We start from the raw sequence: 22,541 nt of genomic DNA on the forward strand, positions 1-22,541 counted from the left end.
ATGGTCGTTCGGCTCACGCAGATCGATGGGAAGCTGCCGAACCTAGCGCTGATGAAGCTGGCGCGCTTCCATCGCGACCGTGGCGACGAGATCGTGTTCTCGAAGCACGTCGTGCGCGGGCTCATGGAGCCGAGATACGAGCGCGTTTATGGCTCGGCCATCTTCTCGTTCAGCGCCGACCGCGTCGCCACGTTCCGCGAGCAATTCCCCGGCGCCATTGTCGGCGGCACGTTCGACCTATCCAACCGGAGTACGGTCGAGGAAATCACGGGCACCGATGAGGGCGCCGGCTACGACTATTCGATCTATCCGAACTTCGACGGTTCAATCGGCTTCACGCAGCGCGGCTGCCGGCTGAAGTGCGGCTTCTGCGTCGTGCCGAACAAGGAGGGCAAGGCGCACTCCGTCAATACGATCGCTGAGATATGGCGCGGCGAGGGACACCCAAAACACATCCACCTGCTCGATAACGACTTCTTCGGTCAGCCCCGCGAGCAATGGGAAGCGCGCCTCGACGAGATCCGCACGGGCGGGTTCAAGGTCTGCCTCAACCAGGGCATCAACATCCGCATGATCGATGACGTGTCGGCTGAGGCCCTCGCGTCGATCCCCTACTACGACGACGGGTTCAAGACGCGCCGCCTCTACACGGCATGGGACAACATCGGGGACGAGGGCCGCTTCACGCGGGGCGTCGACACCCTGGAGCGGCACGGCATCCCGCCTCATCACCTGATGGCCTACATGCTCGTCGGCTACGATCCGCGCGAGACGTGGGAGCGGGTTCTGTACCGCTTCAATCGAATGGTGGCGCGCAAGATCCGCCCTTACCCGATGATCTACGGCGACCGGAACCGGACGCTTCCGCTCGGCGGCTGCAACGAGCGGATCGGGCACCGCACGCTGGCTGAGTTCCAGCGCTGGGCCATCCGCAAAGCCTACACCTTCACGCCTTTCGCCGCCTACGACGTGAACGCCAAGGGGCGGATGGGCGAGGCGCACCCTGACCTGTTCGGAGAAGCCGCATGACCGCCCTCCCCACCTCCTCGCCTCTCCCCTCTACGGTTGAAGGGGGAAGTTGATGAGTAGCCTTCGACGCATCCTGAGCCGCTGGCTTTACCCAGCCACGCACCGCGACGCCGAACGATACTGGCGCCTCTGGAACGGCCTCGACGAAGCCCGGTGGTGGCCTGGCGTCCAGCATCCCGAGGCCGCTTCACTGGCCCATCGTCTGATTGACGAGGATCACGAATACTGGACCAGCGCGAAGCCGACGCGCGACCCGGCTTGACCGTGGTAAGCGCCTGAACATGTCCACGGCATCGCAGCGTATCGGGCTTGCCTCGACACGAAGCCGTTCACCCCACCAACACCCTCGACGGGAACGGAGACGGGAGGCGGGCGACGAGCGGTCCTGATGACACAGTGCAGGCCGCAGAGCTTCAACTCGACCTCGCCAAGATCGACCTGATTGTAGCAACGGCTCGGCGCGACCTCGGCATCGGCTACAATTTCACCACGTGCACCGAGGAGCCATCGCCAGAGCCGGCCTCAACCTCATTCGGAACCTGCTGATCCCGAAGACCGATCGGCGAGGCATCGCGTTGCTGCCTCGCCGATTTACGATTGTACAGGCTACATCTCTTAGGGCTGCAGCACACCGTTGATGACGTGGATCACGCCGTTCGACTGCATCACATTGGCAGTAGTGACCACGGCCGTGCCACCCTTGGCGTCGGTCAGCATGACCTTCTTGCCCCTTGTGGTAACGGTTAGGGGCTCGCCCTGGGCGGTCTTGAGCGAGGCTTGTCCTCCGCCCTGCTTGACCGCGGCCATCAGGTCTTTCGCCGTGTAGGTCCCGGGGACCACGTGAAAGGTTAGGATCGCCGTGAGGGTGCCCTTGTTTTGCGGCTGAACCAGCGTGTCGACCGTCCCCGGCGGCAGCCTGTTGAAGGCCGCATTGGTCGGAGCGAAAACTGTGAAAGGGCCCGGACCTGAGAGCGTGTCGACGAGGCCGGCAGCCTTCACTGCGGCGACGAGAGTGGTGTGGTCCTTCGAGTTGACTGCGTTCTCGACGATGGTCTTGGAGGCATACATTGGCGCGCCGCCAACCATCGGATTCTTGGCTTCGGCTGTTCCTGCCGCCCCCAGCGTCAGGGCGAGCGCGAGCATGCAAGCGCCGCAGCGCCCGTGAAATCCCTTGAACATGTGCGTTTCCTCGTCACGTCGTCTCGGTCGAGACTGACGGCCCTTACGGAGCCGCTGGACGAAAGGTTTCGCGCAATCGAAATGCGCGTAAGTGGCTCGTGCAGGCTCACGGCCCTACCAAAACTCGTTTACACGGGGACGTCGAAGACTCGCGATGAGGCGAGCGCGCCGGGAGGCAGGGCGGTCTTGACCGACGACAGCACGCTTACACGGCTGCTTGCCAAGATCGCCGGCGGCGACCTGCGAGGCATCGACGAGCTTTACGAGCGGACGGCCCCGAAACTCTTCGGCCTCATCCTGCGTATCCAGCGCGATCGGAGCTTGGCCGAGGACGTGTTGCAGGACGTGTATCTGAGGATCTGGCAGGTGGCCGGCTCCTATGCGCCGGACGTCGGCCGTCCTCTTCCCTGGCTCTGCACCATCGCCCGCAACCGGGCAATCGACAGTGTGCGCCGAAAGAGGGAGGAGCAGGTGCCCGTCTATGGCCGGGACGGTGGCGAGGACTGGATGGCCCGGCTGGCCGACCCGCGCGACGAGGCTACGGCATTCCTGGACCGGGATGCACTCGCGACCTGCCTCGGCCGGCTCGAACCGGCGCACCGCGACTGTGTCGTGCAAGCCTACTGCGAAGGCCTATCGCGGGATGAGCTGGCCATGCGCTTCGACCGGCCAGTCAACACGATCAAGACCTGGCTGCACCGCGCTTTGGCGTCGCTGAAGGGGTGCCTGGAGGAAGTGACGTGAGCGGCCCCGACGAATCCGGGCCTTCGGGCCTGCCCGAGACCGAGCTGCGTGCTGCCGAGTACGTGCTCGGCACCCTCGATGCGCAAGAGCGGGCTGCCGTGGAGCGCGAGGCGACCGCGGACCCCGAGCTGCGCGCACGGCTAGCGGATTGGGAGCGGAGACTGTCCTCGCTGATGGGCGCTGTGCCGGCTGTGGCGCCACCGCCGGAGCTGAAGGCGGCCCTGATGAAGTCATTGCCAGCCAGGAGGCCGGATCAGATCATCATTCTCGCCCGCCAAGTCCGGCGCTGGCGCTTCGCGACTGCCGGAGCGGGGCTTCTCGCTGCGGGGCTTGCCGCGTTCCTTGCGATCGGCGACCGAGGCCCGGAGGCCGGGCGCTACGTAGCCGTGGTGCAGAGCGGGGGCGCTACGCCAGCGCTGATCGTGCGGGTCGATACCGCCGCTGGTACGGCGCAGGTACGGCCCATCGGCGCGGAAGCACCGGGGGGCCGCAGCCTTCAGCTGTGGTACGTCGATGCGGCAGGCCCGAAGCCGCTTGGCTTGGTGCAGCCGGCCGCCAGCCGCGTGAAACTTCCTCCGGGAGCATCGGCGGACGGCATCATCGCTGTCTCCGTCGAACCTCCGGGGGGCTCGCCGACCGGACAACCGACTGGCCCGGTGGTCTATACGGGCAAACTCATCGCCGAATAGAGGGGCATGACTGAGCGTTCGCGCGGCTAGCGTCCAGAACGATTCTTCTCAAAAACGGCGTCACGCCGAAACTTCCGTTCGCGTCGTTCCGTAGGCACGGATGGCGCCCGTCACAGCGGGTGCCACTGTCTCGCAAGAACTGCGTCCGTGTCACGGACAAGGTTCACGTGAGGCTCACACTGCCGGAGGCGGACATATCCAGTGCTTAAGTCCGTCTCTCGCCGCCTGCCCGAACGGGCGGCGCGGTCTACGCCCGAACCTCCGCGAGGGCGGCAGAGGCGCCCGTCGGCAGGGAGAGCATGCAAGAGGGAACCATCATTATGCGAATGAAGACACTAGTGCTCACCACGGCGACGCTTCTCGGCGCGCTGACCCTCGGCCTCGGCTCGGCCTCGGCCGCGACACCGGCCGGCCTGCAGGCGACGGGAGCGCCGACGGCCTACACCGCCATGATGAGCAACAAGAAAATGATGATGATGAAGAAGAAGCGAATGATGCGTCATCATCGAATGATGCATCATCGTAAGATGATGATGAAAAAGCGGATGATGTAATCGGCGCGAAGACGCCAAATCGAGTCCAGGGAAGTCCAACGAGCAGCGGAGCGCCCGGAAGGGTGCTCCGCATCTGTGCTATGCGGGCTTCGCGGACATCGTTGGTACGAGCTGTCGCGCGACGGCAACCATCTTACTGGCGCAGGTTTGAGCAGCGCAGTTGCCTGTGAGACGCCGGCAACGAATGATCGTCAGCTTTGCCGATCGATCACCGGCCAGTAGACCTTCTCACTTCCACCCCGAGCCGAAGTTGCGGGATGGCTGACGAATGGCCGCTTATGGGAATAGACGGCAGCGCCCCGAACCGCTTGTACCCTCATAAGCGGCCGGTGGCCGTAGCTACCAAGCATTGTCATCGAGACACTTGAGTCAGAGGCTGCAACTTCCCAGCTTCGCGCGCCAGGGAAAGTAAAGGGGTTATGACGCGCCGATCCGCAGCCGACGCAGAGCGGTTCGCGAGGATGCTCGCAAGAGGCCCGCTCTCCGAGCTGTCGCAGGCTCAGATTGACGGGTTCCTGCGCGAGTACGCTCGGCATATGCGGGTAGAAGTCAAGAAGCGATCCTCATGATCGGCCGCACCTACCTCGAACGCGGTAAGCCGGTCGTCGTGCTGATACGCTGGACCGGCAAGGGGCCGAGGAACGTGCTGATCGAACGCGCGTCCGGCGACGCGTGTCGTTCGACCGTGCAGAGGGCTGCGAAAACCGCCATCCGGCCCTAACTTGGATTAGTGCCTTCCCTGCGCCGCATTCCACTTCCCATCCTGATCCTCGCCTTCGGGACGTGGATTGCGATTGCTGCGATGCTCTGGTCCATCGGACGGGCGATGCGGTGGTGGTAGGATGGCGGCATGTCTGATCAACCCACCATCGGCGAGATGCGCAAAGCCGCGGCCGTCACCGACGACCAGATCGAAGCCGCCGTGAAGGCCTACCTCAAGGCGCCGGACACGGAAGCCTTTGAGATCGCGGACGGGCTGACGCTCAACCTCGCACGGGCCATGTCGGCGCACACACCGACGCGAAAGGCACTCGCCGACAAGAATGCAACCGAAACTTTCCGCCGCACAATGGTACGAACGGCCATCCTGTTGGCGAGGCCAGACGGCGGGGCCAGTCACCCGGCACGTTCTTGAGAGTGTCGCCTCTGGTTCGGCTTACTTCATTGACGCCGCCTATCTCGGCTTCCGTCATCCCAGCGGCCAGACTATCCGAACGTCCTGTCCGACTCGCCCGTAGGCTGTCAGAACGATCGCGTCGCCCTCGTGATAGACGTAGACAGTGGTTGTGACGCACTGCGATCCGCGAGCCACTTGCCGCGCCTGGGCTTCCGCAATCAGCTCGCGGGCACGGCGTTCGATCTCGTTGCGTCCGGCGCCCTCAAGGCTTTCGTCACCCCACTCCGCAGGGCCATCGTCGTGGACGTCGAAAATGAAGCGGGGCAAGGCAACACCAGCGGGCGCGTAGAGCGGTACGGATGGCCTCCGCCAACCGTGGGAATGTCTAAAGTGATACATTCGACAGGACCAGAGGTTCCGGTGCTCGAACTGCTGACAGCATCAGCCTTCGGGCGGGAAGTGCTCGATGAAGCGCAGGTCATCCCAAAGCTCGACGGCGTGACCGCGCACCATGGACTTCGCCAAGGCCATGGCCTCGTCGTCATCGGCAGCAAACAGAGCCCGCGTATCGACGACCGTTCCATCCGGCTTGAGGACCAGGACGCGATATGTCGAAGATCTGACAGTGGGTTGTTCGAGCGTAGCCGACATGGCTGCTCCTCTGTCTTCAGGCGGGAGCACAGTGGTGTCTCCCAGCCGCTGACGCCCGAGAGCCGGGCAACCGAGGGGCTATCTTAGGCCACCTGCGATCCGTTGAATATCGTATGCCAACGGTTGTGGAGGTCGACGCACCCTGCGGTGTATTTTTCCACAGGCCCTATCAAAGGGTCTACCAGAGAGCCCGCCATGCCCACCATGCGAGACATGCTGACCCCGGAAGTGCTCGCCGGTATGGAGAAGTGGATGGACGGCTTGGTGCCTGTCCGCTCGCTACCCCAGGCGGTGAACGAGGCATTGGCCGATTGGCTCACAGGACAGGGGACCTTGCCCTCGTCGGACTGCTCCGAGGAGGAGCGGGATCAGGACCGCTGGGCTTAGGCAAACGCAGGAGGGCTTCCCTTGCGACGAGGTCAGCGGCCGGCGCACCCGGACGAGATCGAAACCAAAAAGGCGAAAGCGGATGGTCGATCCGCGGCAGCGAGACAGGCTTGGGCCGAAGTCGACGCCGCGCTGAAGGCGCGCGACGAGAAAACGGAACAGCTGCGAGCGGTACGGCTCGCGCGCGAAGCTTCGGTCAAGGCGGATAAGACGTAGGATGCAAGTGCGGCCCTGTTAGCTCCGTGGATACCGGGCACAACGTCCCAGCCCTGCTTGCCCGACACGCAACCGCAACGCGCCGCGACCATTGGCTGAGTCCCGATGGAGGAGCGCGGTGTTCAACTTCAGAGAGACAGAGCCAGGGCAGTGGCGATGGAGCTTCACGTTCCGCGAGCAAGTCATGGCCTGCGGTGAGGGCTTCCCGAGCGAGCTGAGCGCGCGGAAGGCTGCTGAGTCGTTCGCGAGCGGGGTCGGGTTGGCGCTGATCAATCTGATTGGGCATCGATGAGCGACCCACCCCGGCAGGTGACGCTCGGCGACCTGATCGACGCGCTCGATCACCTCGACCCTGATCGCATGATCGCCTTCGAGTTCGGCGGCTGTAAGCCTAAAGAGTTCGAGAGCTACCGCGGCGAGTTCGGCGGCTTGGCGCTTGGCTTCAGCGACAGGACTGGCGCGGTACTCATCTCGGATCTCGTCTCGCGAGTGATGGACGCGCTGGAAACCACCTTCATCAGCTGGGAAGGCGCAACGCACACGGTGTCGCGGGACACGCTGCTCTGGGCCGCGAACTCTGGCTGCATTAGTGAGACGGCAATCGTCGATGTGAGAGAGCGCGGGGCCATCGCCTACATCGTGACGGCTTGGAGGGATTGAACCGCCTTCCAACACCGGCTTTAGGCAGAGGTCACAGCCGGCGACACGGTGATTTGGAAGTCCAGGCGGAACAGGATCAGCCCTGTATCGTCTGTAACTTCCATGTGCCAGTCCTCGCCAAGCGCGATATGCTTGGCATAGTCCTTGATAATCTCGCCTGCCACCATAATTGCTTCAACCTGAGCGGAATTAGCATCTGTCAGATCCTGCCCAGCCGGGTCTAAGATCTTGCGGCCGTCAAAAACGTTGAAATGGTATCGAGGCATGCCAGCTCCCGCGTTGCAACGGCGGGAGCACTGGTCTCTCAGGCATCGGCGCCAAGGATCGTATGCCGATGATGCTTGGTAAGCAGTATGTTCGTGCGGATGTTCCTGGAAGCCTCCGCACGAAAAAGCTCGGCTCAGCGGGTGCTGGCCGGGCTATTGGGGCAGATCTGAATGGCTAGCAGCGTCTCACCTATCGGCGGACTGACGAAGCCGGTCGATACCTACATGGCTGAGAGACATCTGCGTTGGCTGAGGAAGCGTAGCGACTAGCGCGCCGCGCTTAAGTCGGCGCTGAAGCCGGTGACGACAAAGGTTTGCCCTTCTGCACGGTGAAGGTGACGAACAGCTTGGTCGTCTGAGATCCGTTCTTGAGCGTATGCGGTGTTTCCGGCGGGGTCAGCCAGGAAAAACCAGGCTTGAGTACCTTTGTCTCCTCTCCCTTAACTCGCAGCTCGCCGGCTCCCTCCAGCGTATAGGCCGCCTCAGTGCCTGGATGGGTGTGCCAATCAATGACAAAGTTCGGTTCGATATCGACGAATACTTCGAGTGTCTCATAGCCTTCAATCGGGCCGTCCTTTCGTGCAGTGACGTTCCGCTTTATCCCGCTTGGCGCCTGCGCCGAAACATCTTGCGCCACAAAACCAACGGCTGCGCAGATCGCGCAACCTGTAAACATTCGCCTGCTTAACATGGGTCTTCTCCTCTCGCGCGGAGCCGACCCACATTTAGCTGCCTTGAGGCATTCGCTCTATTAGCCGGCACTAACGCTTCGGAGCTACTACCGTCCCAACGCTCCGACCGTTCGGCTTAGAGTTCAGCAACTGCTTCGCCCCAGCCCCATCCACTCCAAATCCGGCTCGGCCTCTGCACGAAAATGCCCGCCGCGGCGAACCGGGCGGGCTGGAGGTTGTGCCGGCGGCAAGGGCAACCGGCATACGGACATAGTGGTGCAAGCTCCCGGTTCGGTCCAAACACAACAAAGCCCGCCCACGTCTGCCAACGGGCGGGCTCTGAGGTCGAGCGGCGATCAGGCACGAGCACTGCCCGCGTCGACTAGATGGCACCCTCATGGTGCCGGATCAATTGGCAGAAAATAGCCCGCCGCGGATAATTCCAGGCGGGCTGAAGTCATCGGGAAGAACGCCTTCGGAGCGTCGGCAACCGTCTCGCAAGAGGCGGACCGGTTCAGTCGGATCGGCTTCCTCCAGCGATGCAGGGCTTGCGCATGACCTCTGTGTAGGTCTCGACCACGCAACGGCCGGGCGTCGAGCCGTTGAAGATGATGAACGACTTTGCCTTGGGGCAGCTCTCGCCGACGCGTGGGCTCACGGTCGCCATGAGATCGCGGTTGGCCACGATCGGGAAGCTGTCGCCACCCTGAATGGCGAGGAGCAAGATGAAGCATCGCATCAGCCGAACGTCCCCGTGAAGACACCAGCCTCGGTGAACTGGTCGATGACGAATCCGAGCACCAGGGCGATGAGGATGCCGGCCGCCGCCAGCGCTCCATAGCGGACCCACTTCGCCCGCGGGATACGCTCCTCGCCGATCGACTCGCCGGCCGCGAGATGGAAGTACGCACCGACCGTGCTGAGGAAGAGGCAGTAGGCGATGAACCGGCTATCGGTCATCCACATCGGCTGCCCGACCCAGCGCCAGGCGATTGACCAGACCCGCTGACCGTCTGTCCCGGCCCAATGCGTCGTGATGCCGAGCACGAGCCAGTGCACCTTCAGCATCGGCTTGTGGCTGATGATGGTGCGCATCGCGTCGACCAGGAACGAGATCACCACGCCCGACGCCAGCGCCACCAGCGCCGCGTTGAAGGCGGTGATCATCTCCGGGCCGCTCATGAAATAAGCGGCAACCGCAAACAGCGCGTTGGGCAGCACGAACAGCTTCAGGATGCGAGGGTAGTTCACCACCGCGGGGGACAGCGTCATCACAGGTCTCTCGCAAGAAGCTGTTCGAGGGTCTGGTTGCGGCTCTTCAATCGCCGCTCGGTTCGTTCCTTGAAGGCAGCGACCGTTGCGCCGACCTGCTCTCGGTTCTCGTCGGCGGCCTGAGTGACGTCCTCGGCGGCTTGCCCGGCGCGCTCCTGCGCCTCGATGTTCTGGGCGAGCACGGCATCAAACCGGGCGGTCTCGGCGTGCCCACCGATGTCAGGGAAGAACCACGACATGATGCGCCTCCAGATCACGGGCGCCCCCGGTCCATGCGACCCGCGATGCCATCGAGGGCCGACTTGATGTTGGCGATGGCGTGTCGCGTTTCGGCCGCCGCGAGCTCGACCTGTCTCGTGAGGTCCTCGCTGGCATCCTTGCTCGTTTCGAGCGTGTTCTTGAGGCTTTCGAGGGCGGCGACACCCTTCTCGGCTGCCACGGCGGCTGCCTGCTGAGCCAGGATCAGCTTGTCGCGATCGGCGAGCGCCGTCGCATTACAGGCCTTGAGGTCGTTGTAGAGCCCGCGGGCTACGAGGCAGGCCCCGAGGAACAACAGGATGAAGATGATGCAGGTGGCACCGAGGACGCCTTGGTTGATGTAGACGTCAGCGGCCTGGGAGGCAGCTTTCGCCGCCTCCGCCGCCTGCGCGTGGGCCTCGTCGATCAGCACGCTACTGTCCCGCCGTTGCGAGGATGAGGACGGCCGAGATCATGGCCACGATGGTGATGAGGACAGGCGCGGCACCCACGCAGGTTCGGCCGATCAGCGGTGAACGCTCGACGCCACGATGACCTTCGGCGACGACGCGACCTGGCGCACGGTGTCCGCGTTGCGCTTCGAACTCTCCGAGCTGCCGAGCCAGAAGTTCATCGCGCTGGTCGCCGCGCCGAGGGCAAACCCGACGATGATGCCATCTTCGCGCAGCCAGCCCATGGCAACACCCGCGATCACCACGGCCAGTATGACGTAGTTCAGGACGGAGAAGCCGACCGGCACCCACGCGATGCTGTGGCCGGACTGGATCGCGACGCTTTCCATGGCGCGAGCGTTCGCGATGTCTTCGAGCGAGCCCTGCTGCCGCTTGGTCTCGGCCTCGATCTCAGCGAGCTTCACGGCCGAGCCGTTCGGGTCCGCTTGGACGGCCGCCGCGACCGCCTGCGGGGTTGGGTCGACGCCGAGGGCCGCCGCTACGCCCTTGCCAACGATGCCGCCGATCGTGCTGCCGAGCGGGCCGCCGAAGAGCCCTCCGAGCGCGGGGAGCCCAATCTGCGCGAGCTGCCCCGCAATGTTCTGCCAGCCGTCCATGGTGATGACCTTTCTAGTGCGCGAGGTGGCGGGAGGATCAGGACGCGTCGGTGCGGCGGATCAGAGCGCCAAGGCGCGCCCAGAAGCCGAGAGGCGCGGGCGTTGCCGGCTTGGGCGTCGGCAATGGCTGCGGGTCGATCTTGTCGATGATGACGGCGGCGCTCGGTGCGGGCTTCGCGATCGGAGGCGCGATGTCGGCGAGCGCAGGCTGATAGGCCGCCTTCAGGCAGCCGAGCACCTTCGCGTGGTAGCCGGCGACGAGCGCGCCGTTCTTCGTGATGTCGCCGTTGATGATGTCCCGAGCGCCGATCGGATCGTCGACGGTGGCGCTGAAGAACCGGCCGAGCGACTTGCCGGCACGGAACAGGCCGTCCCGCGAGCCGATGATCAGGATGGCGGCGCCCGTGGTCGGGTCGAGCGCGAGATCCGGCTCCTTGACCAGATCGACCCCGATCAATTTCGAGAACTTCTGGTAGTTGTCGAGCCACGTGAGCTGCGAGAACGAGCGGCCATAGTAGACCTGCCCGTAGGGGCCGGCCGGCCTGCCGTAGTCATGACCGGCGCCGCGCCCGTACTCTCGGATCGCGCCGTTGAGCCTCGCTTCGTGCCAGGCCGTGGCGATGGTGTAGGCCACCCACCGGAGATCTGCCGGCCAGCCTTGCTCGCCCCAGGCGTCGAGCAGGCCATTCAGCCCATCCACCTCGGTCTGCGAAAGCGTCGGGCCGAACACGCCGCATGCGCGGATACGGTCGAAGAACAGGGTCCGGTTGATCGGCACGCGAGCGGGAGCGCTCGCCGCAGAAGCGGTCATGGTGGATCTCCGAGGTTGGAAGATTGCTCGGCCTCATCGAGGCGAACTGTGCAGTGTCAGACAGAACGTCGGATCAAACGGGGCTCACCTGGGGAACAGGCCTGCGTTTGCGCGCCAGCAATGTCCGTAATCCGTGGACGAAAGCAGGAACGTCCGCGTCAGAGCTGCGACCAATCGGCCCAACGCTCGCTATGCAGACGGCGCCAGCGCCGCGGCGAATGCCGCATCCACCTGATCGTTGGCCGCGATCTCCCCGGCCTGGATCTTCACCCTGATGCCTTCGAAGGCGACGAAGAGCGCGTTCACGTAGGCCTGCGCCGCCATCGCAATTTCAATCAGTTCGGCCTTGGTGATCGGTGCCGAGGTGCCGTCAATCGGGAACTGCCAGATCGTCGACCAATCCGGGATGATCGTCGTCGCCACGATCGCCGACGTCATACGGGCCTGAGAGGTGTCGTCGGTCGAGACCTTGTGCCCGCGCCAGTCCGCGCCGAGTTGCATCAGCTCCCAGCGCTTGTTGGCCGCGTAGGCGATCAGCTCGTTCTTGGCGTCCTCGGCCGTATAAACCGTGATCGAGAACTGCCACCGCTTATGCATCGGTGCGCGCACATCGATGTACGTGGTGCCGCTACCGATCGGCGTGCCGGGCGCCGGCGTCACCACACCGCCCTCGGGTAGATCCGGCATCTCCGGCACCGTCGTAGCGGTGTCTAACGTCTGGTGAGGCAGGCGGCAGCTCTCGGGCAGGTCCGCCATCTCCACGATCCGGTAGTCGCTGCCTACGCCGCACAGGTCCAGATGGTTGGGCAGCGGATCATCGGTCTCGATGAACGGGCCGCCAACCTGCTGCAAAATGAGCCTGTAGGCGTCTGCGTCAGAGGGAGCAGCCGAACTCGTGATGTTTCGGAACTCGGGATCGTACTGGTAGAAAGTCGGCATCTCACACGTCCACCACGAGGAAGTAGGCCGTACCGTTGAACCCGGCCGTGGTTACGATGATCTGGGAGTTGCTGATGACCATTGAGAAGTCCCAAGCAACAACGCGAGCAGAAGCCGTATTTCTGTAGTAGGTGCAGGGGGCTACGACTTCCCCCGGTTCAAACCACCTCGTGCCGTTCTGCACCACGGCCTGACTGAGAACCAATGCCGGAAACACAAGCGGAACACGGCTAAACGTCTGGCCGAAGTTGACCGTGTAAGTCGTGATTGCGGTCGCGGAGTTGGCGACACCCAACCCGAACAAGTAGCCTTGACCATCCTCGTAGATGCCAGAGAAAATGACAGACGGGTCTAGCGGGTCCGCAGCTCTCGACGTGCCGCCGCTCTGAACCCGAAAGAAGTCCGGGCCGTTCATATCTAGGAACATCAGCCCGTGGTCCTTTTGCGAAACACAGAGTAGGATAAGCCGTCGACACCGGTGAATTGGTTGCTTGAGCCTCGCACGACAACAACGGTGATCTGTGTCGGGGTATAGGTGATGTTGTAGCCCGGCTTGCCGGACTCCGTGACGAAGCCCCGGTCCTGCCCTGACTTGAGCACGACCGAGCAACGAAAGTCTGGCGTACTCTGCTGCGCCGGGATGTTGATGGAGAAGGTGAAGTCGGCTTCACCCACGGCGTAGCCCTGGCCGGGAGGCACTGTCTGGGCGTCGGGCGTCTTGTAGCCGCGCTGGATGATCTGCATGTTGCGAGCGCCCAGATCCAAGAGCAACCCTTGCTGGGGCGCGGAGTCTACATCATACCCAGGTCGTGAGACCCTGACGTAGCTCGGCATTAGTACAACGCGCTTAGCCATTAGATCGCAAATATCCAGAATTTAATGAGAACACCAGTTGAGCCAGTATTACCATTAATATAGACCCCAAAATATGCTGGGTTCCCATCGTACAGTCGATTGAACAGTTCTGTGCCGCTGTAGCTACCTCCGGCGCCGTCATTTGTTACACCGTAATAGTTGGTTTGCCTTTCGGTGTTAGTGCCCGTCATGGGGCGGTACACAAGTACGGGAGTGTAACCCAGGTTTCCCAAGCTATTCGGCAGGTAAATTGCCTGATTAGTTGTCGCTTGTCCTGCGGCGATAAGGCGGATCGGTACGCGGCCCGGAAAGCTCGACGAGAAGTAGAACTGATCTCGGCTTGTGCCGTCGTTGTTGTACGCGTCGAAGCCGGGCTTAGCCACCCAGAACCCGGCCCCACGCGATGGGTGAATGCCTGCAAAGACGCGACAGGTGCTCATCAGTCGTAGATCGCCAGATAACGACCATTGAGATTGATAACGAACTTGCTGTCAGAACTCTGTATGATACCAGCTGTACAGAAGCCAATATTGGCACTGATCGCAGAGAGAGATCCGACACTCAGACGGTCGGCAGCGATCGAAGCTGCACTGATCTGACCTCCATTGATAACCGTTGCTCCGTTCGTCACCCAGTCTGAAAACACGGTCTGGTTCGGAAGTGCCTTACCGAGATACATTCCAGTCCAAGCATCCTGGGAGTTTGCTTGGTTGTTGTGATAGGTAACCAGAGAAAGCTGCACAGAACAACAGTTTGGAGGAGTGGTGAAGAATACAGCGGCCCTGGCCCAGTTGATGAGACTTCTGCCCGACGTATTTGAAACGACATCAGGAGATGTAATAGAGCTGATGCCGTTGTTATTTGCGTCATAAAAGTCGAGCTGTACGTAACCCGGGCCTCCGCCAGAGGAGTAATAAGCTGATGCTTCGTAGCGCGTGTTTGGTAAAACCGGAATAGCAAAATCCCAATTGCCGTCAGTGCGTTGATTGTAATACTTAAGCCAAGAGTAACCACCCAACCCAGACGCACTATTATTGTAAATATAGCACATACTGGGCGGCGCGTAGACACTCCCAGGCCCTGACCAGGACACGGTCCCGTTGACACCATACCAATTATTACCGCCTGCCATTAAGTCTGAATTCGACAACAGGTTGCCGGTGCTCGTACCAATCGTCAGTTTTTCAGCCGTGATCGAACCATTGACGATCAAACTGGCACCGGCCGCCCTCCTGGCTTGGATCTTACCCCAATACACAAGGCTTCCATCGCCGGTCCCTGACCGTTCACTTTGCAAATCAAGTCTAAATCGAGAAATGCCGTTAGGGACAGTAAACTGGCCCTCCATGCGTCCCCATCCGGTGTTTGGAGCCTTAGCTACAATCGATCCGCCCGTGACATAAGTGCCTGACGTATCTTCTCCTAACCAATAAATATTTGCGGTGTATGGAGTAACATTGAAGTTCATTGCGGAGACATAGATCACGTCCCCCGGCGTGCAGGTGATGTAATTAGAAATGGCAGCATCACGCGAGGCTGACCGAAGCCGGTGGGAACCCCCCGGATCACCCGTTCCAGGATTGTCTATAACGACGTCTCCGGCCAAAAAAGTCCAACCATCCGCGTTGCCGTTTCCGCCCGGTCCTCCAAAATCACCGTTTGTGATCATATTGGATGCATCGGTCAGTACGATATGCTTGGCTGTGATGCTATTCGCCTGCAACTTGTCGCCGGTAATGGTGTTACCGACGATATTGCTTCCCGTAATGGTATTTGCCGCTATCTTGTCGCCGCTTATTGCAGCGGCAGCAATGTTTATAGCTTGGATCGACAGCGCAGTTATCTTTGTACCGTCAATAATGCTAGCGCCGTACACGACAGCAAGCGACCCCACACTATAACCTAGGCACATCATTACGTTGTTCGGATCACTATTTATCGCGACCCAATTACCGTCCGATCTAGCAGAAAAAACACCAGGGTTTGTTTTATTCCAATAAACGTAAACGATTTGACCCACGTAGGTAACGCTACCAGCAGCTATGTAAGGCGCCTGAACATTGTTATTATCATCGTTGTAGAAAACGTACCCTTCGGTCCACGACAAAACGTTTGTGTAAGCTCCGGTGGAAGGATTTCTATTCCACTGGAACTCGCACCCGGCTACCTGAATACCCCGAGACCCAACCCTAAGCTTGTTGGCGTTGATCGAATTAGCCGAGATGGCACCGCCGTCGATCGTTGTGCTGTTCGTTCCTGCGATGAGCGTACCGAGGCTGCCATTGCCCACCTTGATGTTGTTGGCCGTCAGCACGTCAGCGGTCAGGCGATCCGCGGTGATCGTGTTGGTCGCGATCTCGCGCGCGGTGATGGTGCCGGCGAGCAGCCGATCGGCAGCGACGGTATTGGCGGCGATGAGCGAGCCATTGAGTGCCGCCGCAACGGCGCTGACGGGCCCGACCGTCGTGGTCGAGCCGACGCCCGAACTGTTGAACGATCGCGCCCAATAATAGCGCGCGGCCGCATCCGGCAGGCTCGGATCAATGAAGTTGCTGGCCGGCGCGGCGACCGTCGCGATCTTCGTGGCAGCTCCGAAGGCGTTGGTAGCACCGGCATAGACCTCGACATAGGCAAGGTCGGCCGTCGCTGGGTTGGTCCAGGACACGAAGGCGTTCTTGACTGCCGCCGAGACCGTGAGGTTCGACACCGGGGCGGGCGCGGTGGTGTTGGCCGCAGCCGTGAAGGTCAGGACGCTCGACCAGCCCGAGATGCCGAAGCCGTTCTGCGAGATCGATCGAACCTTCGCCGAGTAGACCAGGCCGGGCACCAAGCCCTGCTTCGTGATGGTGGCGCCGGTCGTGAAGGAACCGCCCACATAGGCGCTGTCGGCCGGATTGTTGCCGAGCGCGAAGGCAACCTCGTACTTGCCGAGGTTCGATGAGCCCAGCGCCGTCCAGGTCAGCGTCACCTTGCCGGTGACCGTGCCATCGGGCGCGACGTCGACCACGTTGCTAGCGAGTGTAAGGCCCTGCGGAATGCCCGGGTCTGTGACGTCGAACGCGGTGGCCGAGCAGGTGACCGAGTATTCCTGCGAGATGTTGAGCCCGGCTGCCGCCTTCGAGAAGGCGTCGTAGGCCGCGACGCGCACATAGTAGGTGGTGTTGGTCGCGCCTTTGAAGGTCTGGAGCGTGGTCGCGCCGATATCGGTTGAGTTCGCATCGGTCGGCGTGAAGCCGCTCGTCGGCGAGATCCAGACGAGGAAGCCAGCGAAGTCGATGTCCTGCACATCCGGCAGCGTCACGAACACCGTCTCGCTGGTTGCTGCGAGTGATGGCACGACAGCGGCCGGGGCCGGGTTCGAGACAGCCACCGAGGTCGGCGGCCCTTCGGTGCCATCCGGTGAGAGTGCGTTGACCTCGACGCGGAACTGCCGGCGCGGGCCGCCTTCGTTGACGTTCACATCGTAGGCGTAGGTCCACGTCGTCTGTCCGACCGGCAGCAGTTCGGTGTGCAGCAGCGCGTTCGTCGAGATGTCGTAGACGTAGACGTGGTTCTGGACGCGGTAGGGCGAGGTCTCCGGATCGATCTGGTTGTCCCAGCGCATGCCGCAGGAGCGACCGCCGAAGATCGTCCCACCGCCCTGAACCGACAGGTTGATGACCTTGGTCGGCGGCGACGCCTGCCACCCCAGCACGGTGTAGGTGAGCTGCGCAGGCAAGGACGGCTTGCCGTCGAGCCCGATCGCCGTGACGACGAAGGTCCATTCCCCGGGATCGACGTCTATGATGTCGACCGAGAGAGACGCGGTTTTCGGTAGGTTCAGGATCGCGCCAGAAGGCCGGATCGCGGTGACGTAGTAGGCCACCGAGTTGAAGGCCTGCCCAGGCGTCCACGAGAGCGTCAGCGCCTGTCGCGGCTGTCCGAGCTCGGTGTACTGGCTCTCGCGCACCGACAGGTTCGTGGGCGGCAAGACGACAGTCGGGAACTCGCTGAAGACGGTCGGCTCGAAGGCGGCGCCGGTGTCGATCGTGTCGAACTTGCCCGGCTCGTGCTGGAGCGCCGTCACCGCGTAGATGTGCGGCTGTTCCTCGCGGATCGAGACGATGCGGAAGAGCTGCGGTGCGATCGGGCCGGCCACGAGCCACACCGCCGCCTTGTCCGGCGTCTGCGAGAGCGCCTCGGCGAGGGGCAGGACGCTGAGCGTGCCCGACGCCGAGGACGCGACGGCCTTCTCCTCGACCGTGCCATCCGGCAGCGTGACCGAGACGGTGTAGGGTGAGCCGGCCGTGAGCGTGATTGCCCTGTCGAGCCTCAGGCTGTTCGCGCTCGATCCTTCGAGCAGGCGGCCCGATAGATCGATGTTGGCGATCTGCGGATCCTGGATCGCGACGATGTCGCCGGGCCGCGCAACCGCGTGATCGAGTCCGGCCTTGTAGGTCGCGACCTGGGTCTGGCGCAGCTCGGTGAACAGCGTCCACAGGCCGGCGCGGTGCGCCTGGCCGCGAGAGGCGCAGCCCAGCAGGTCGACCTTCGTCGGATTGTAGCCGTAGCGGGCGACGCCCTCGGCATCCTCCACCACCTCGAAGGCCTGCTTGTAGAGGTTCTCCGGGTCGTTCCAGGCGACGATCGCCACGGTGTGCCGCGCGCGGCGGCCGGACGAGGCGTAGGAGATCTCCCCGTCGATGACGTTAGCTTCGGTGACCAGCAGGATCGGATCGGCCGGACGGTCCTGGGTCGCCGTGACCGTGCCTGAGGACCAGTAGACGAGCCCGCGGAAGATCTGCGCGACGAGTTGCAGCAACTCGAAGGCGTCCTGCTGGGTGCTGATGACGCCATTGAAGGTGAAGCGTGGCTCGGTGCCGCCTTTGCCGTCCGGCACATCCTGATCGCAGTAGCGGGCAATCTCGTAGAGCGACCACTTGTCGATCGCGGACAGATCGACGAACTCGCCGAGCCCGAACCGGTCGTTCGACAGGATCAGGTACAGCGCCCAGGCCGGGTTGTTCGAGAAGGCCTGCTTGAAGGTGCCGTCCCAGATGCCGGTGTAGGTGCGCGCCACCGGATCGTAGTTCGCTGGCACCGGCATGATGATGCCGTCGACGAGGTAGGTCCGGCTCGGCACGCTGGAGCCGAACGACGAGGCCTGCGCGGTGAGGCCGACCACGGCCGAGTCAGGATACGCGAACTTCGCATCGGTGATCGAGGTCACCGAGTAGAAGATGATGTCCGACTGGTAGGTGTACTTGGTCTGGCTGTTGTTGAAATCGTCCGTGTCCGCGGTCAGGCGGGTGACGCGGATTTGCCAGGGTGCCGAAGCGCCGGCGCTGTTGCGCGGCAGGGTCAACTCGTGGTCGCGGAAATAGCCGGAGGTGGTCTTGCCGGTCAGCGACTTGTCGCCGAGCTGATTGACCCACGGGCCCCCGCTGTAATGCGTCTCGACGCGGTACTGGACCGTCGTCGCGACGACCGAGCCGTCGTCCTTCGCCCGGAACAGCGCCGGGAACTGTAGCGTGACGCGGACCCGATCGACGTCGGTGTCCGAGATCGCAGTGCTGACGGGGGTGGCCTGCTTCACCTTGATGCTGACGTTTTGGGGCGTCTGCACGTCGGGATAGCCCGCCATGTAGCTCTGGTCGGGCGTGCCGACCCGGAACTCGGCGGTGAGGCCTTTGAAGTTGAAGGTGCCGTCCGCATTCTGGACCGGCACGTCGTTGAGGTAGACGCCCTTCAGGCCGCCGCGCACGCCGACGATCTCGCCCTCGCCGATGAGGTCGACGAGGCGAACCGTTGCGGTCGAGAACAGGGTATCGGGCGCGGCCTGAGCCGAGCCGCCCTTGCCACCACCGCCGCCGCCGGCACCCGTGATCGGGCGCGCGTCAACGGGCGCGGCGAAGCCGCCGTCGTCGTCGAAGGTCATACGGATCCGGCCTGAGGGCTTAGACGATGCCGTTGGAATCGGACGAGGTGACGCCGGCCGAGATCGTGACCGGGTTCACCATGCAGGTGCCGATGATGAGCGGCACGCAGCCGCCCTGCTGGGCGGTGTTGTCGGCGCCGTCGAACATGAAGGACTTCTTCTCCTTCTCGGCCTTCTTCTTGGGCGCCAGGAGCTGCGAGGCGCCGGTGAGCGCGACCGAGGCGCCGAGACTGATCGCCCAGGCCGGACCGCCCGCCCACCAGGTTGCCGCCGCGATGAGCGTTCCGACGATGATCTTGCCGAGGCCGCCGTTCTTCGCGCCGCGGACCACGGGCACGATGTGGATGTCGCCGGCCGGCAGCCCGAACGTGATCAGGCTTTCGTCGAGCCGCAGCCCGCGAGTGCGGGTCGGGCCGCAGGTCACGCGGAAGCGACCGTCCTCGATCGCCTTGCGGAAGCCCGGGATCTGGCAGCCGAGCGCCTGCGCGGCCTCAGCCAGCGAGCGCACCTCGAGCCGGAACGAGGCGCCGAACCGCTCGGCCATGCTGCCGTAGAGGTGGACGGTTCTCACGAAGCTGGCGCCGCGAAGTTCATCGCCGCGTAGTAGCGCTCCAGCTCGTCGTCCGACATGCAGGCGAGGATGATCGATGCCCAGAATGCCCGCGGGCCATCCGAGGGCGCCTTCTCGTGCCGCTCCTGAGCAAAGGCGCGCAGGGCGCTGCGGTCCTCCTCAGGAAGCGCCTGGATGCGGTCACGGGTCAGCGCTGTGGTCACGCACATGGTCTGGTCTCCAGTCGTCGGGAAGGTCGCGATGGCGCACGAGGAAGCCGAGCTTCGCGCGCCAGATCGTGGCGGGTGAGCGCAGCGAGAGCTGATGCACCAGGTGATGACCGATCAGGCCGTCGCCGAGGTAGACGCCGCCGTGGTTCATCACCGGCGAGCGGATCGAGCAGAGGAACACGTCGCCGGGCAGCGGTCCGTCCGGACGGTGGACGCGGTCGAAGCCGGCCGCCTCGAAGCCGTCCCGGTAGAGATCCTGCTGCGGCGCGTCCTCGCGGGGCTCCCACCATTCGGCGTCGCGTGGAAAGTCTGGGATGGCGATGCCGGCCACCTCGCGGTGCCAGTCCCGGATGAAGGCATAGCAATCGTCGACGCCGTGCCGGAACGAGCGCCCGAAGAGCGGCGGGCGCGGCACCTGATCGCCAAACCAGAAGGGATCCGTCGCGCCTGTCTCGATGCACAGGGAGATCCCCCAAGGGATCGCCATGTCGATCTGCGTCTGCATGTCGGCGGCCGATGGGCTGTCATTCGGCTGCGTGGTCGCGCCGGACTCCGGGTGCGGGACGGCCGTATGCGAGTGCAGGAGCGCCGCCGGGCGGCCGCCATCGACCGCGGCAAGATCGCGGTCCCTGATCTCGAAGAAGCTCGTCGGATCCTCTGCGATGTTCTCGCAAGGATGGTAGCCGCCCTCGGCATCGACGAGCCCGACAGCCTCGGCCGGCCAGTCCGCGCGAGCATGGTCCTTGTGCGCGTCGACCGCTCCGCGCCAGCGGGCGTTCAGCCCCGGATCAAACCCGAACGCGTCCGACACCGGGAAATCCTCCGAAGGGGAGCTGCGCCGCGGCGCCGAACCGCGCCTTGCAGCAGGTCGCGACATGCCGGCTTGGCGTGTCCTTGTCGGGCGTGGTCGGATTGCCGTCGGCGTCGTAGGCCTGGGCGCCAGCATAGGGGCACTCGACCTTTGAATAATCGTAGCCGACGAAGCCGCCGGTCTCGTTCAGGATCGGGCGACGGTACTTCTTCAGGCACACGTCTCGCAGGATGAGCCGCTTCGGCAGCATCACGCCTTCCTGATCCATGGCCGCGGCGAGCGTCCAGGAGATCTGCCGCTTGGTGTGCTCGGTCTTCTGGTCGAACAGGTAGATGTCCTGGCTGTAGGCGGCGTTGCCATCCGGCGTCTCGCCGTCATCCAGGAACTGTCGGTAGGTTCGCGTCCGGACGAGCCGCGCGCCCACCAGGTCGTCGTAGAGGATCGCCGCCGAGCTCATCACGCGGCCGACGTTCGTCACCGAGATGGTCGGCTGGGGCATGGCGCCCTGACCGGTCATCTCGAAGCCGTCGCACTTCACGTCACGCGCCGCGTAGGGCACGCCGCGGAAGTAGACCGCGCTGGTGCGCGGCGTGCCAGGGGTGAAGGCGTATTGCTGGTTCACGCCGATCGGCGACAGGTCAATCAGGTAAAGGTGGATGAGATCGCCGGGCGTCAGGCTCTGGCCGGCGCGGCGGATCGCAGCGTTGGGCGGCGCGGCGCCGCGCACGCGCTGGCGAGGCACGCCATTTGTGCTGAAGACGGTCACGGGTCGAAATTCTCCTCGAACTTCGCCGTGATCGTGGAATTTAGCTGGTCGTCGTAATTCGTACTCCAGCTCGGCGCGATGAACTGCCGAGGACTATCCTCGTAGGGCACGAGAAACATGAACGGCTTGTAGCCCGCGCGCCCTATCAGGAAGGCCTCCAAAAGCTTGATCCGGTCAGCAGGCAGCGAGGCGGACTTGAAGCTGAAGTCCCGCGACAGCGCGTTGATGCCATCGCCCGCCCGCTGGCTGTACTTGCCGCCGAAGCTGGCGGTCAGCACGGCCGGCGTCGCTGGCTTCGACGACCCAGGCGCGACCGGGCCGTATATGCCCATTCCGAGCGTCGGAAAGGCGGGATAGCCGGGCATCAGGCGGCTGGCGTGCCCGGCATGGCCGGCTGAGCCTGCGGAACGATCTCGGCGCTCAGCTCCACGCCGATGAGCGTCAGCGAGACCCCGATCTGGCCACCTTGAATGATGGGGCTGGCGCCAGCGACGTCGAACTCATTTCCGTTGATCCGGACGCGGTTAGGCGACCCCATACCGTTGCTCGAAATCAGAACGACCTTGGGGGGAGTGGTTGCTGCTGTACTGGCCATGGTTTTCACTCTCAGTGGGAGCTCTGCGGGGGGATAAGCGGCTGCATGAACCGCTGGGCGGACTCGGAAAGTTGAGCGACGCGATCGGCAGGCAGCGGGACGCCGCGCAACGTGCCGGGGGCGACCTGCACCGGGCTGTTGGTGAGGTGCAGCAGGTACATCAGCACGATCTCGTGCACGTCAGCCGACCCAATCCCCGAGCCGGGCCGAAAGACGCTGCCTGGGTCATTCTCGACCGTCGGCATGGGGTGGTCCTGCGCGGCGGCGATGGCGGCCGCCGACGTTTCGGCATCCTCCGCGGTGCGGTCGATCGGTGGCTTCGACAT

33 protein-coding genes are annotated in these 22,541 nt (G+C 63.4%); 10 read left to right on the forward strand and 23 right to left on the reverse strand.

The features are described from left to right. Both MGN01_RS14505 and MGN01_RS14510 read left to right on the forward strand, forming a co-directional pair. Positions 1–1,029, forward strand: coding sequence for a radical SAM protein (locus MGN01_RS14505; protein WP_238257507.1), 1,029 nt, complete (start codon positions 1–3; stop codon positions 1,027–1,029). A gap of 52 nt (positions 1,030–1,081) precedes the next feature. Beyond that, positions 1,082–1,291, forward strand: coding sequence for a hypothetical protein (locus MGN01_RS14510; protein WP_147047491.1), 210 nt, complete (start codon positions 1,082–1,084; stop codon positions 1,289–1,291). Positions 1,292–1,644: 353 nt separating this feature from the next. On the opposite strand, the gene MGN01_RS14515 is transcribed toward MGN01_RS14510, so the two are convergent. Further along, positions 1,645–2,208, reverse strand: a complete 564-nt coding sequence (locus MGN01_RS14515; RefSeq protein ID WP_147047493.1) for a fasciclin domain-containing protein — start codon at positions 2,206–2,208, stop codon at positions 1,645–1,647. Between the two features lie 186 nt (positions 2,209–2,394). Here MGN01_RS14515 and MGN01_RS14520 point away from each other — a divergent pair, with 186 nt between their 5' ends. The 5 genes from MGN01_RS14520 to MGN01_RS14535 all read left to right on the forward strand — a co-directional run bounded on the left by MGN01_RS14520 (position 2,395) and on the right by MGN01_RS14535 (position 5,330). After that, positions 2,395–2,952 (forward strand): sigma-70 family RNA polymerase sigma factor, encoded by a 558-nt coding sequence (locus MGN01_RS14520; protein WP_147047495.1) that lies wholly within the window; start codon positions 2,395–2,397, stop codon positions 2,950–2,952. After that, positions 2,949–3,641 carry an anti-sigma factor gene (locus MGN01_RS14525; protein WP_147047497.1) on the forward strand — a complete coding sequence of 231 codons (693 nt, stop codon included), beginning with the start codon at positions 2,949–2,951 and terminating at the stop codon, positions 3,639–3,641. Before MGN01_RS14520 ends, MGN01_RS14525 begins: the two co-directional genes overlap by 4 nt. 320 nt (positions 3,642–3,961) lie before the next feature. Beyond that, positions 3,962–4,195 carry a hypothetical protein gene (locus MGN01_RS14530; protein ID WP_147047499.1) on the forward strand — a complete coding sequence of 78 codons (234 nt, stop codon included), beginning with the start codon at positions 3,962–3,964 and terminating at the stop codon, positions 4,193–4,195. A gap of 565 nt (positions 4,196–4,760) precedes the next feature. Then, complete coding sequence (locus MGN01_RS23590) at positions 4,761–4,916, forward strand: hypothetical protein (RefSeq protein WP_170245982.1); 156 nt, start codon at positions 4,761–4,763, stop codon at positions 4,914–4,916. 129 nt (positions 4,917–5,045) lie between these two features. Continuing rightward, complete coding sequence (locus MGN01_RS14535; RefSeq protein ID WP_147047501.1) at positions 5,046–5,330, forward strand: hypothetical protein; 285 nt, start codon at positions 5,046–5,048, stop codon at positions 5,328–5,330. Between the two features lie 54 nt (positions 5,331–5,384). Here the strand turns inward: MGN01_RS14535 and MGN01_RS14540 are convergent, their stop codons facing one another. Next, positions 5,385–5,639: a hypothetical protein gene (locus tag MGN01_RS14540; protein ID WP_147047503.1), complete on the reverse strand. Its 255-nt coding sequence runs from the start codon at positions 5,637–5,639 to the stop codon at positions 5,385–5,387. Positions 5,640–5,753: 114 nt separating this feature from the next. Then, the gene (locus MGN01_RS14545; RefSeq protein WP_147047504.1) at positions 5,754–5,963 is read right to left on the reverse strand and encodes a hypothetical protein; all 210 of its coding nucleotides are present in this window, start codon (positions 5,961–5,963) and stop codon (positions 5,754–5,756) included. A gap of 195 nt (positions 5,964–6,158) precedes the next feature. Between MGN01_RS14545 and MGN01_RS14550 the strand changes: the two genes are divergently transcribed. From MGN01_RS14550 to MGN01_RS23595, 3 genes are all read left to right on the forward strand, one after another. Next, complete coding sequence (locus MGN01_RS14550) at positions 6,159–6,350, forward strand: hypothetical protein (protein WP_147047506.1); 192 nt, start codon at positions 6,159–6,161, stop codon at positions 6,348–6,350. 21 nt (positions 6,351–6,371) lie between these two features. After that, the gene (locus MGN01_RS14555; RefSeq protein WP_147047508.1) at positions 6,372–6,566 is read left to right on the forward strand and encodes a hypothetical protein; all 195 of its coding nucleotides are present in this window, start codon (positions 6,372–6,374) and stop codon (positions 6,564–6,566) included. Positions 6,567–6,854: 288 nt separating this feature from the next. Further along, entirely contained in the window at positions 6,855–7,226 is a 372-nt protein-coding gene (locus tag MGN01_RS23595; protein ID WP_170245984.1) for a hypothetical protein, read from the forward strand. A gap of 20 nt (positions 7,227–7,246) precedes the next feature. On the opposite strand, the gene MGN01_RS14565 is transcribed toward MGN01_RS23595, so the two are convergent. The 20 genes from MGN01_RS14565 to MGN01_RS14660 all read right to left on the reverse strand — a co-directional run bounded on the left by MGN01_RS14565 (position 7,247) and on the right by MGN01_RS14660 (position 22,541). Continuing rightward, complete coding sequence (locus MGN01_RS14565) at positions 7,247–7,492, reverse strand: DUF6894 family protein (protein ID WP_147047512.1); 246 nt, start codon at positions 7,490–7,492, stop codon at positions 7,247–7,249. A gap of 280 nt (positions 7,493–7,772) precedes the next feature. Continuing rightward, on the reverse strand, positions 7,773–8,183 hold the full coding sequence (locus tag MGN01_RS14570; protein WP_147047514.1) for a cupin domain-containing protein: 411 nt from the start codon (positions 8,181–8,183) through the stop codon (positions 7,773–7,775). A 494-nt stretch (positions 8,184–8,677) separates the two neighbouring features. Then, positions 8,678–8,902, reverse strand: coding sequence for a hypothetical protein (locus tag MGN01_RS14575; protein WP_147047516.1), 225 nt, complete (start codon positions 8,900–8,902; stop codon positions 8,678–8,680). Further along, on the reverse strand, positions 8,902–9,435 hold the full coding sequence (locus tag MGN01_RS14580) for a hypothetical protein (RefSeq protein WP_147047517.1): 534 nt from the start codon (positions 9,433–9,435) through the stop codon (positions 8,902–8,904). The genes MGN01_RS14575 and MGN01_RS14580 overlap by 1 nt, the downstream gene beginning before the upstream one ends. Continuing rightward, positions 9,435–9,674: a hypothetical protein gene (locus tag MGN01_RS14585; protein WP_147047519.1), complete on the reverse strand. Its 240-nt coding sequence runs from the start codon at positions 9,672–9,674 to the stop codon at positions 9,435–9,437. Before MGN01_RS14585 ends, MGN01_RS14580 begins: the two co-directional genes overlap by 1 nt. Positions 9,675–9,688: 14 nt before the next feature. Next, complete coding sequence (locus tag MGN01_RS14590) at positions 9,689–10,105, reverse strand: hypothetical protein (protein ID WP_147047521.1); 417 nt, start codon at positions 10,103–10,105, stop codon at positions 9,689–9,691. 93 nt (positions 10,106–10,198) lie between these two features. After that, positions 10,199–10,741 carry a hypothetical protein gene (locus MGN01_RS14595; protein ID WP_174804595.1) on the reverse strand — a complete coding sequence of 181 codons (543 nt, stop codon included), beginning with the start codon at positions 10,739–10,741 and terminating at the stop codon, positions 10,199–10,201. 37 nt (positions 10,742–10,778) lie between these two features. Next, complete coding sequence (locus tag MGN01_RS14600) at positions 10,779–11,552, reverse strand: lysozyme family protein (RefSeq protein WP_147047523.1); 774 nt, start codon at positions 11,550–11,552, stop codon at positions 10,779–10,781. Positions 11,553–11,741: 189 nt separating this feature from the next. Next, positions 11,742–12,404, reverse strand: a complete 663-nt coding sequence (locus MGN01_RS14605) for a DUF4376 domain-containing protein (RefSeq protein ID WP_170245986.1) — start codon at positions 12,402–12,404, stop codon at positions 11,742–11,744. Between the two features lie 88 nt (positions 12,405–12,492). Continuing rightward, positions 12,493–12,918 carry a hypothetical protein gene (locus MGN01_RS14610; protein WP_147047527.1) on the reverse strand — a complete coding sequence of 142 codons (426 nt, stop codon included), beginning with the start codon at positions 12,916–12,918 and terminating at the stop codon, positions 12,493–12,495. Further along, positions 12,918–13,235 (reverse strand): hypothetical protein, encoded by a 318-nt coding sequence (locus tag MGN01_RS14615; RefSeq protein ID WP_147047529.1) that lies wholly within the window; start codon positions 13,233–13,235, stop codon positions 12,918–12,920. The genes MGN01_RS14610 and MGN01_RS14615 overlap by 1 nt, the downstream gene beginning before the upstream one ends. A gap of 110 nt (positions 13,236–13,345) precedes the next feature. Next, positions 13,346–13,786: a hypothetical protein gene (locus MGN01_RS14620; protein ID WP_147047531.1), complete on the reverse strand. Its 441-nt coding sequence runs from the start codon at positions 13,784–13,786 to the stop codon at positions 13,346–13,348. Continuing rightward, on the reverse strand, positions 13,786–19,263 hold the full coding sequence (gpJ, locus tag MGN01_RS14625; RefSeq protein WP_147047533.1) for a TipJ family phage tail tip protein: 5,478 nt from the start codon (positions 19,261–19,263) through the stop codon (positions 13,786–13,788). The genes MGN01_RS14620 and gpJ overlap by 1 nt, the downstream gene beginning before the upstream one ends. A gap of 19 nt (positions 19,264–19,282) precedes the next feature. After that, on the reverse strand, positions 19,283–19,834 hold the full coding sequence (locus MGN01_RS14630; RefSeq protein ID WP_238258168.1) for a tail assembly protein: 552 nt from the start codon (positions 19,832–19,834) through the stop codon (positions 19,283–19,285). Continuing rightward, a complete protein-coding gene (locus tag MGN01_RS14635; RefSeq protein ID WP_147047534.1) occupies positions 19,831–20,043 on the reverse strand; it encodes a hypothetical protein in 213 nt (70 codons plus the stop codon). The genes MGN01_RS14630 and MGN01_RS14635 overlap by 4 nt, the downstream gene beginning before the upstream one ends. Further along, positions 20,015–20,854, reverse strand: coding sequence for an NlpC/P60 family protein (locus tag MGN01_RS14640; RefSeq protein WP_170245987.1), 840 nt, complete (start codon positions 20,852–20,854; stop codon positions 20,015–20,017). Before MGN01_RS14640 ends, MGN01_RS14635 begins: the two co-directional genes overlap by 29 nt. After that, positions 20,832–21,620, reverse strand: coding sequence for a phage minor tail protein L (locus MGN01_RS14645; protein ID WP_238258170.1), 789 nt, complete (start codon positions 21,618–21,620; stop codon positions 20,832–20,834). Before MGN01_RS14645 ends, MGN01_RS14640 begins: the two co-directional genes overlap by 23 nt. Beyond that, positions 21,617–21,985, reverse strand: a complete 369-nt coding sequence (locus tag MGN01_RS14650) for a phage tail protein (protein ID WP_147047538.1) — start codon at positions 21,983–21,985, stop codon at positions 21,617–21,619. The genes MGN01_RS14645 and MGN01_RS14650 overlap by 4 nt, the downstream gene beginning before the upstream one ends. Then, positions 21,985–22,215: a hypothetical protein gene (locus tag MGN01_RS14655; RefSeq protein ID WP_147047540.1), complete on the reverse strand. Its 231-nt coding sequence runs from the start codon at positions 22,213–22,215 to the stop codon at positions 21,985–21,987. Before MGN01_RS14655 ends, MGN01_RS14650 begins: the two co-directional genes overlap by 1 nt. An 11-nt stretch (positions 22,216–22,226) precedes the next feature. Beyond that, positions 22,227–22,541 (reverse strand): hypothetical protein, encoded by a 315-nt coding sequence (locus tag MGN01_RS14660; protein ID WP_147047542.1) that lies wholly within the window; start codon positions 22,539–22,541, stop codon positions 22,227–22,229.

Source organism: Methylobacterium gnaphalii, from assembly GCF_007992215.1.
In the GTDB taxonomy this organism is placed as follows: Bacteria; Pseudomonadota; Alphaproteobacteria; order Rhizobiales; family Beijerinckiaceae; genus Methylobacterium; species Methylobacterium gnaphalii.

What these genes read in the sequence shown, in the direction of transcription:
- MGN01_RS14505 (WP_238257507.1), top strand. Translation starts at nt 1, where the DNA reads ATGGTCGTTCGGCTCACGCAGATCGATGGGAAGCTGCCGAACCTAGCG.
- MGN01_RS14510 (WP_147047491.1), top strand. Translation starts at nt 1,082, where the DNA reads ATGAGTAGCCTTCGACGCATCCTGAGCCGCTGGCTTTACCCAGCCACG.
- MGN01_RS14515 (WP_147047493.1), bottom strand. Translation starts at nt 2,208, where the DNA reads ATGTTCAAGGGATTTCACGGGCGCTGCGGCGCTTGCATGCTCGCGCTC.
- MGN01_RS14530 (WP_147047499.1), top strand. Translation starts at nt 3,962, where the DNA reads ATGCGAATGAAGACACTAGTGCTCACCACGGCGACGCTTCTCGGCGCG.
- MGN01_RS23590 (WP_170245982.1), top strand. Translation starts at nt 4,761, where the DNA reads ATGATCGGCCGCACCTACCTCGAACGCGGTAAGCCGGTCGTCGTGCTG.
- MGN01_RS14535 (WP_147047501.1), top strand. Translation starts at nt 5,046, where the DNA reads ATGTCTGATCAACCCACCATCGGCGAGATGCGCAAAGCCGCGGCCGTC.
- MGN01_RS14545 (WP_147047504.1), bottom strand. Translation starts at nt 5,963, where the DNA reads ATGTCGGCTACGCTCGAACAACCCACTGTCAGATCTTCGACATATCGC.
- MGN01_RS14550 (WP_147047506.1), top strand. Translation starts at nt 6,159, where the DNA reads ATGCCCACCATGCGAGACATGCTGACCCCGGAAGTGCTCGCCGGTATG.
- MGN01_RS23595 (WP_170245984.1), top strand. Translation starts at nt 6,855, where the DNA reads ATGAGCGACCCACCCCGGCAGGTGACGCTCGGCGACCTGATCGACGCG.
- MGN01_RS14565 (WP_147047512.1), bottom strand. Translation starts at nt 7,492, where the DNA reads ATGCCTCGATACCATTTCAACGTTTTTGACGGCCGCAAGATCTTAGAC.
- MGN01_RS14570 (WP_147047514.1), bottom strand. Translation starts at nt 8,183, where the DNA reads ATGTTAAGCAGGCGAATGTTTACAGGTTGCGCGATCTGCGCAGCCGTT.
- MGN01_RS14575 (WP_147047516.1), bottom strand. Translation starts at nt 8,902, where the DNA reads ATGCGATGCTTCATCTTGCTCCTCGCCATTCAGGGTGGCGACAGCTTC.
- MGN01_RS14580 (WP_147047517.1), bottom strand. Translation starts at nt 9,435, where the DNA reads ATGACGCTGTCCCCCGCGGTGGTGAACTACCCTCGCATCCTGAAGCTG.
- MGN01_RS14585 (WP_147047519.1), bottom strand. Translation starts at nt 9,674, where the DNA reads ATGTCGTGGTTCTTCCCTGACATCGGTGGGCACGCCGAGACCGCCCGG.
- MGN01_RS14595 (WP_174804595.1), bottom strand. Translation starts at nt 10,741, where the DNA reads ATGGACGGCTGGCAGAACATTGCGGGGCAGCTCGCGCAGATTGGGCTC.
- MGN01_RS14600 (WP_147047523.1), bottom strand. Translation starts at nt 11,552, where the DNA reads ATGACCGCTTCTGCGGCGAGCGCTCCCGCTCGCGTGCCGATCAACCGG.
- MGN01_RS14610 (WP_147047527.1), bottom strand. Translation starts at nt 12,918, where the DNA reads ATGTTCCTAGATATGAACGGCCCGGACTTCTTTCGGGTTCAGAGCGGC.
- MGN01_RS14615 (WP_147047529.1), bottom strand. Translation starts at nt 13,235, where the DNA reads ATGCAGATCATCCAGCGCGGCTACAAGACGCCCGACGCCCAGACAGTG.
- MGN01_RS14620 (WP_147047531.1), bottom strand. Translation starts at nt 13,786, where the DNA reads ATGAGCACCTGTCGCGTCTTTGCAGGCATTCACCCATCGCGTGGGGCC.
- gpJ (WP_147047533.1), bottom strand. Translation starts at nt 19,263, where the DNA reads ATGACCTTCGACGACGACGGCGGCTTCGCCGCGCCCGTTGACGCGCGC.
- MGN01_RS14635 (WP_147047534.1), bottom strand. Translation starts at nt 20,043, where the DNA reads ATGTGCGTGACCACAGCGCTGACCCGTGACCGCATCCAGGCGCTTCCT.
- MGN01_RS14650 (WP_147047538.1), bottom strand. Translation starts at nt 21,985, where the DNA reads ATGCCCGGCTATCCCGCCTTTCCGACGCTCGGAATGGGCATATACGGC.
- MGN01_RS14655 (WP_147047540.1), bottom strand. Translation starts at nt 22,215, where the DNA reads ATGGCCAGTACAGCAGCAACCACTCCCCCCAAGGTCGTTCTGATTTCG.
- MGN01_RS14660 (WP_147047542.1), bottom strand. Translation starts at nt 22,541, where the DNA reads ATGTCGAAGCCACCGATCGACCGCACCGCGGAGGATGCCGAAACGTCG.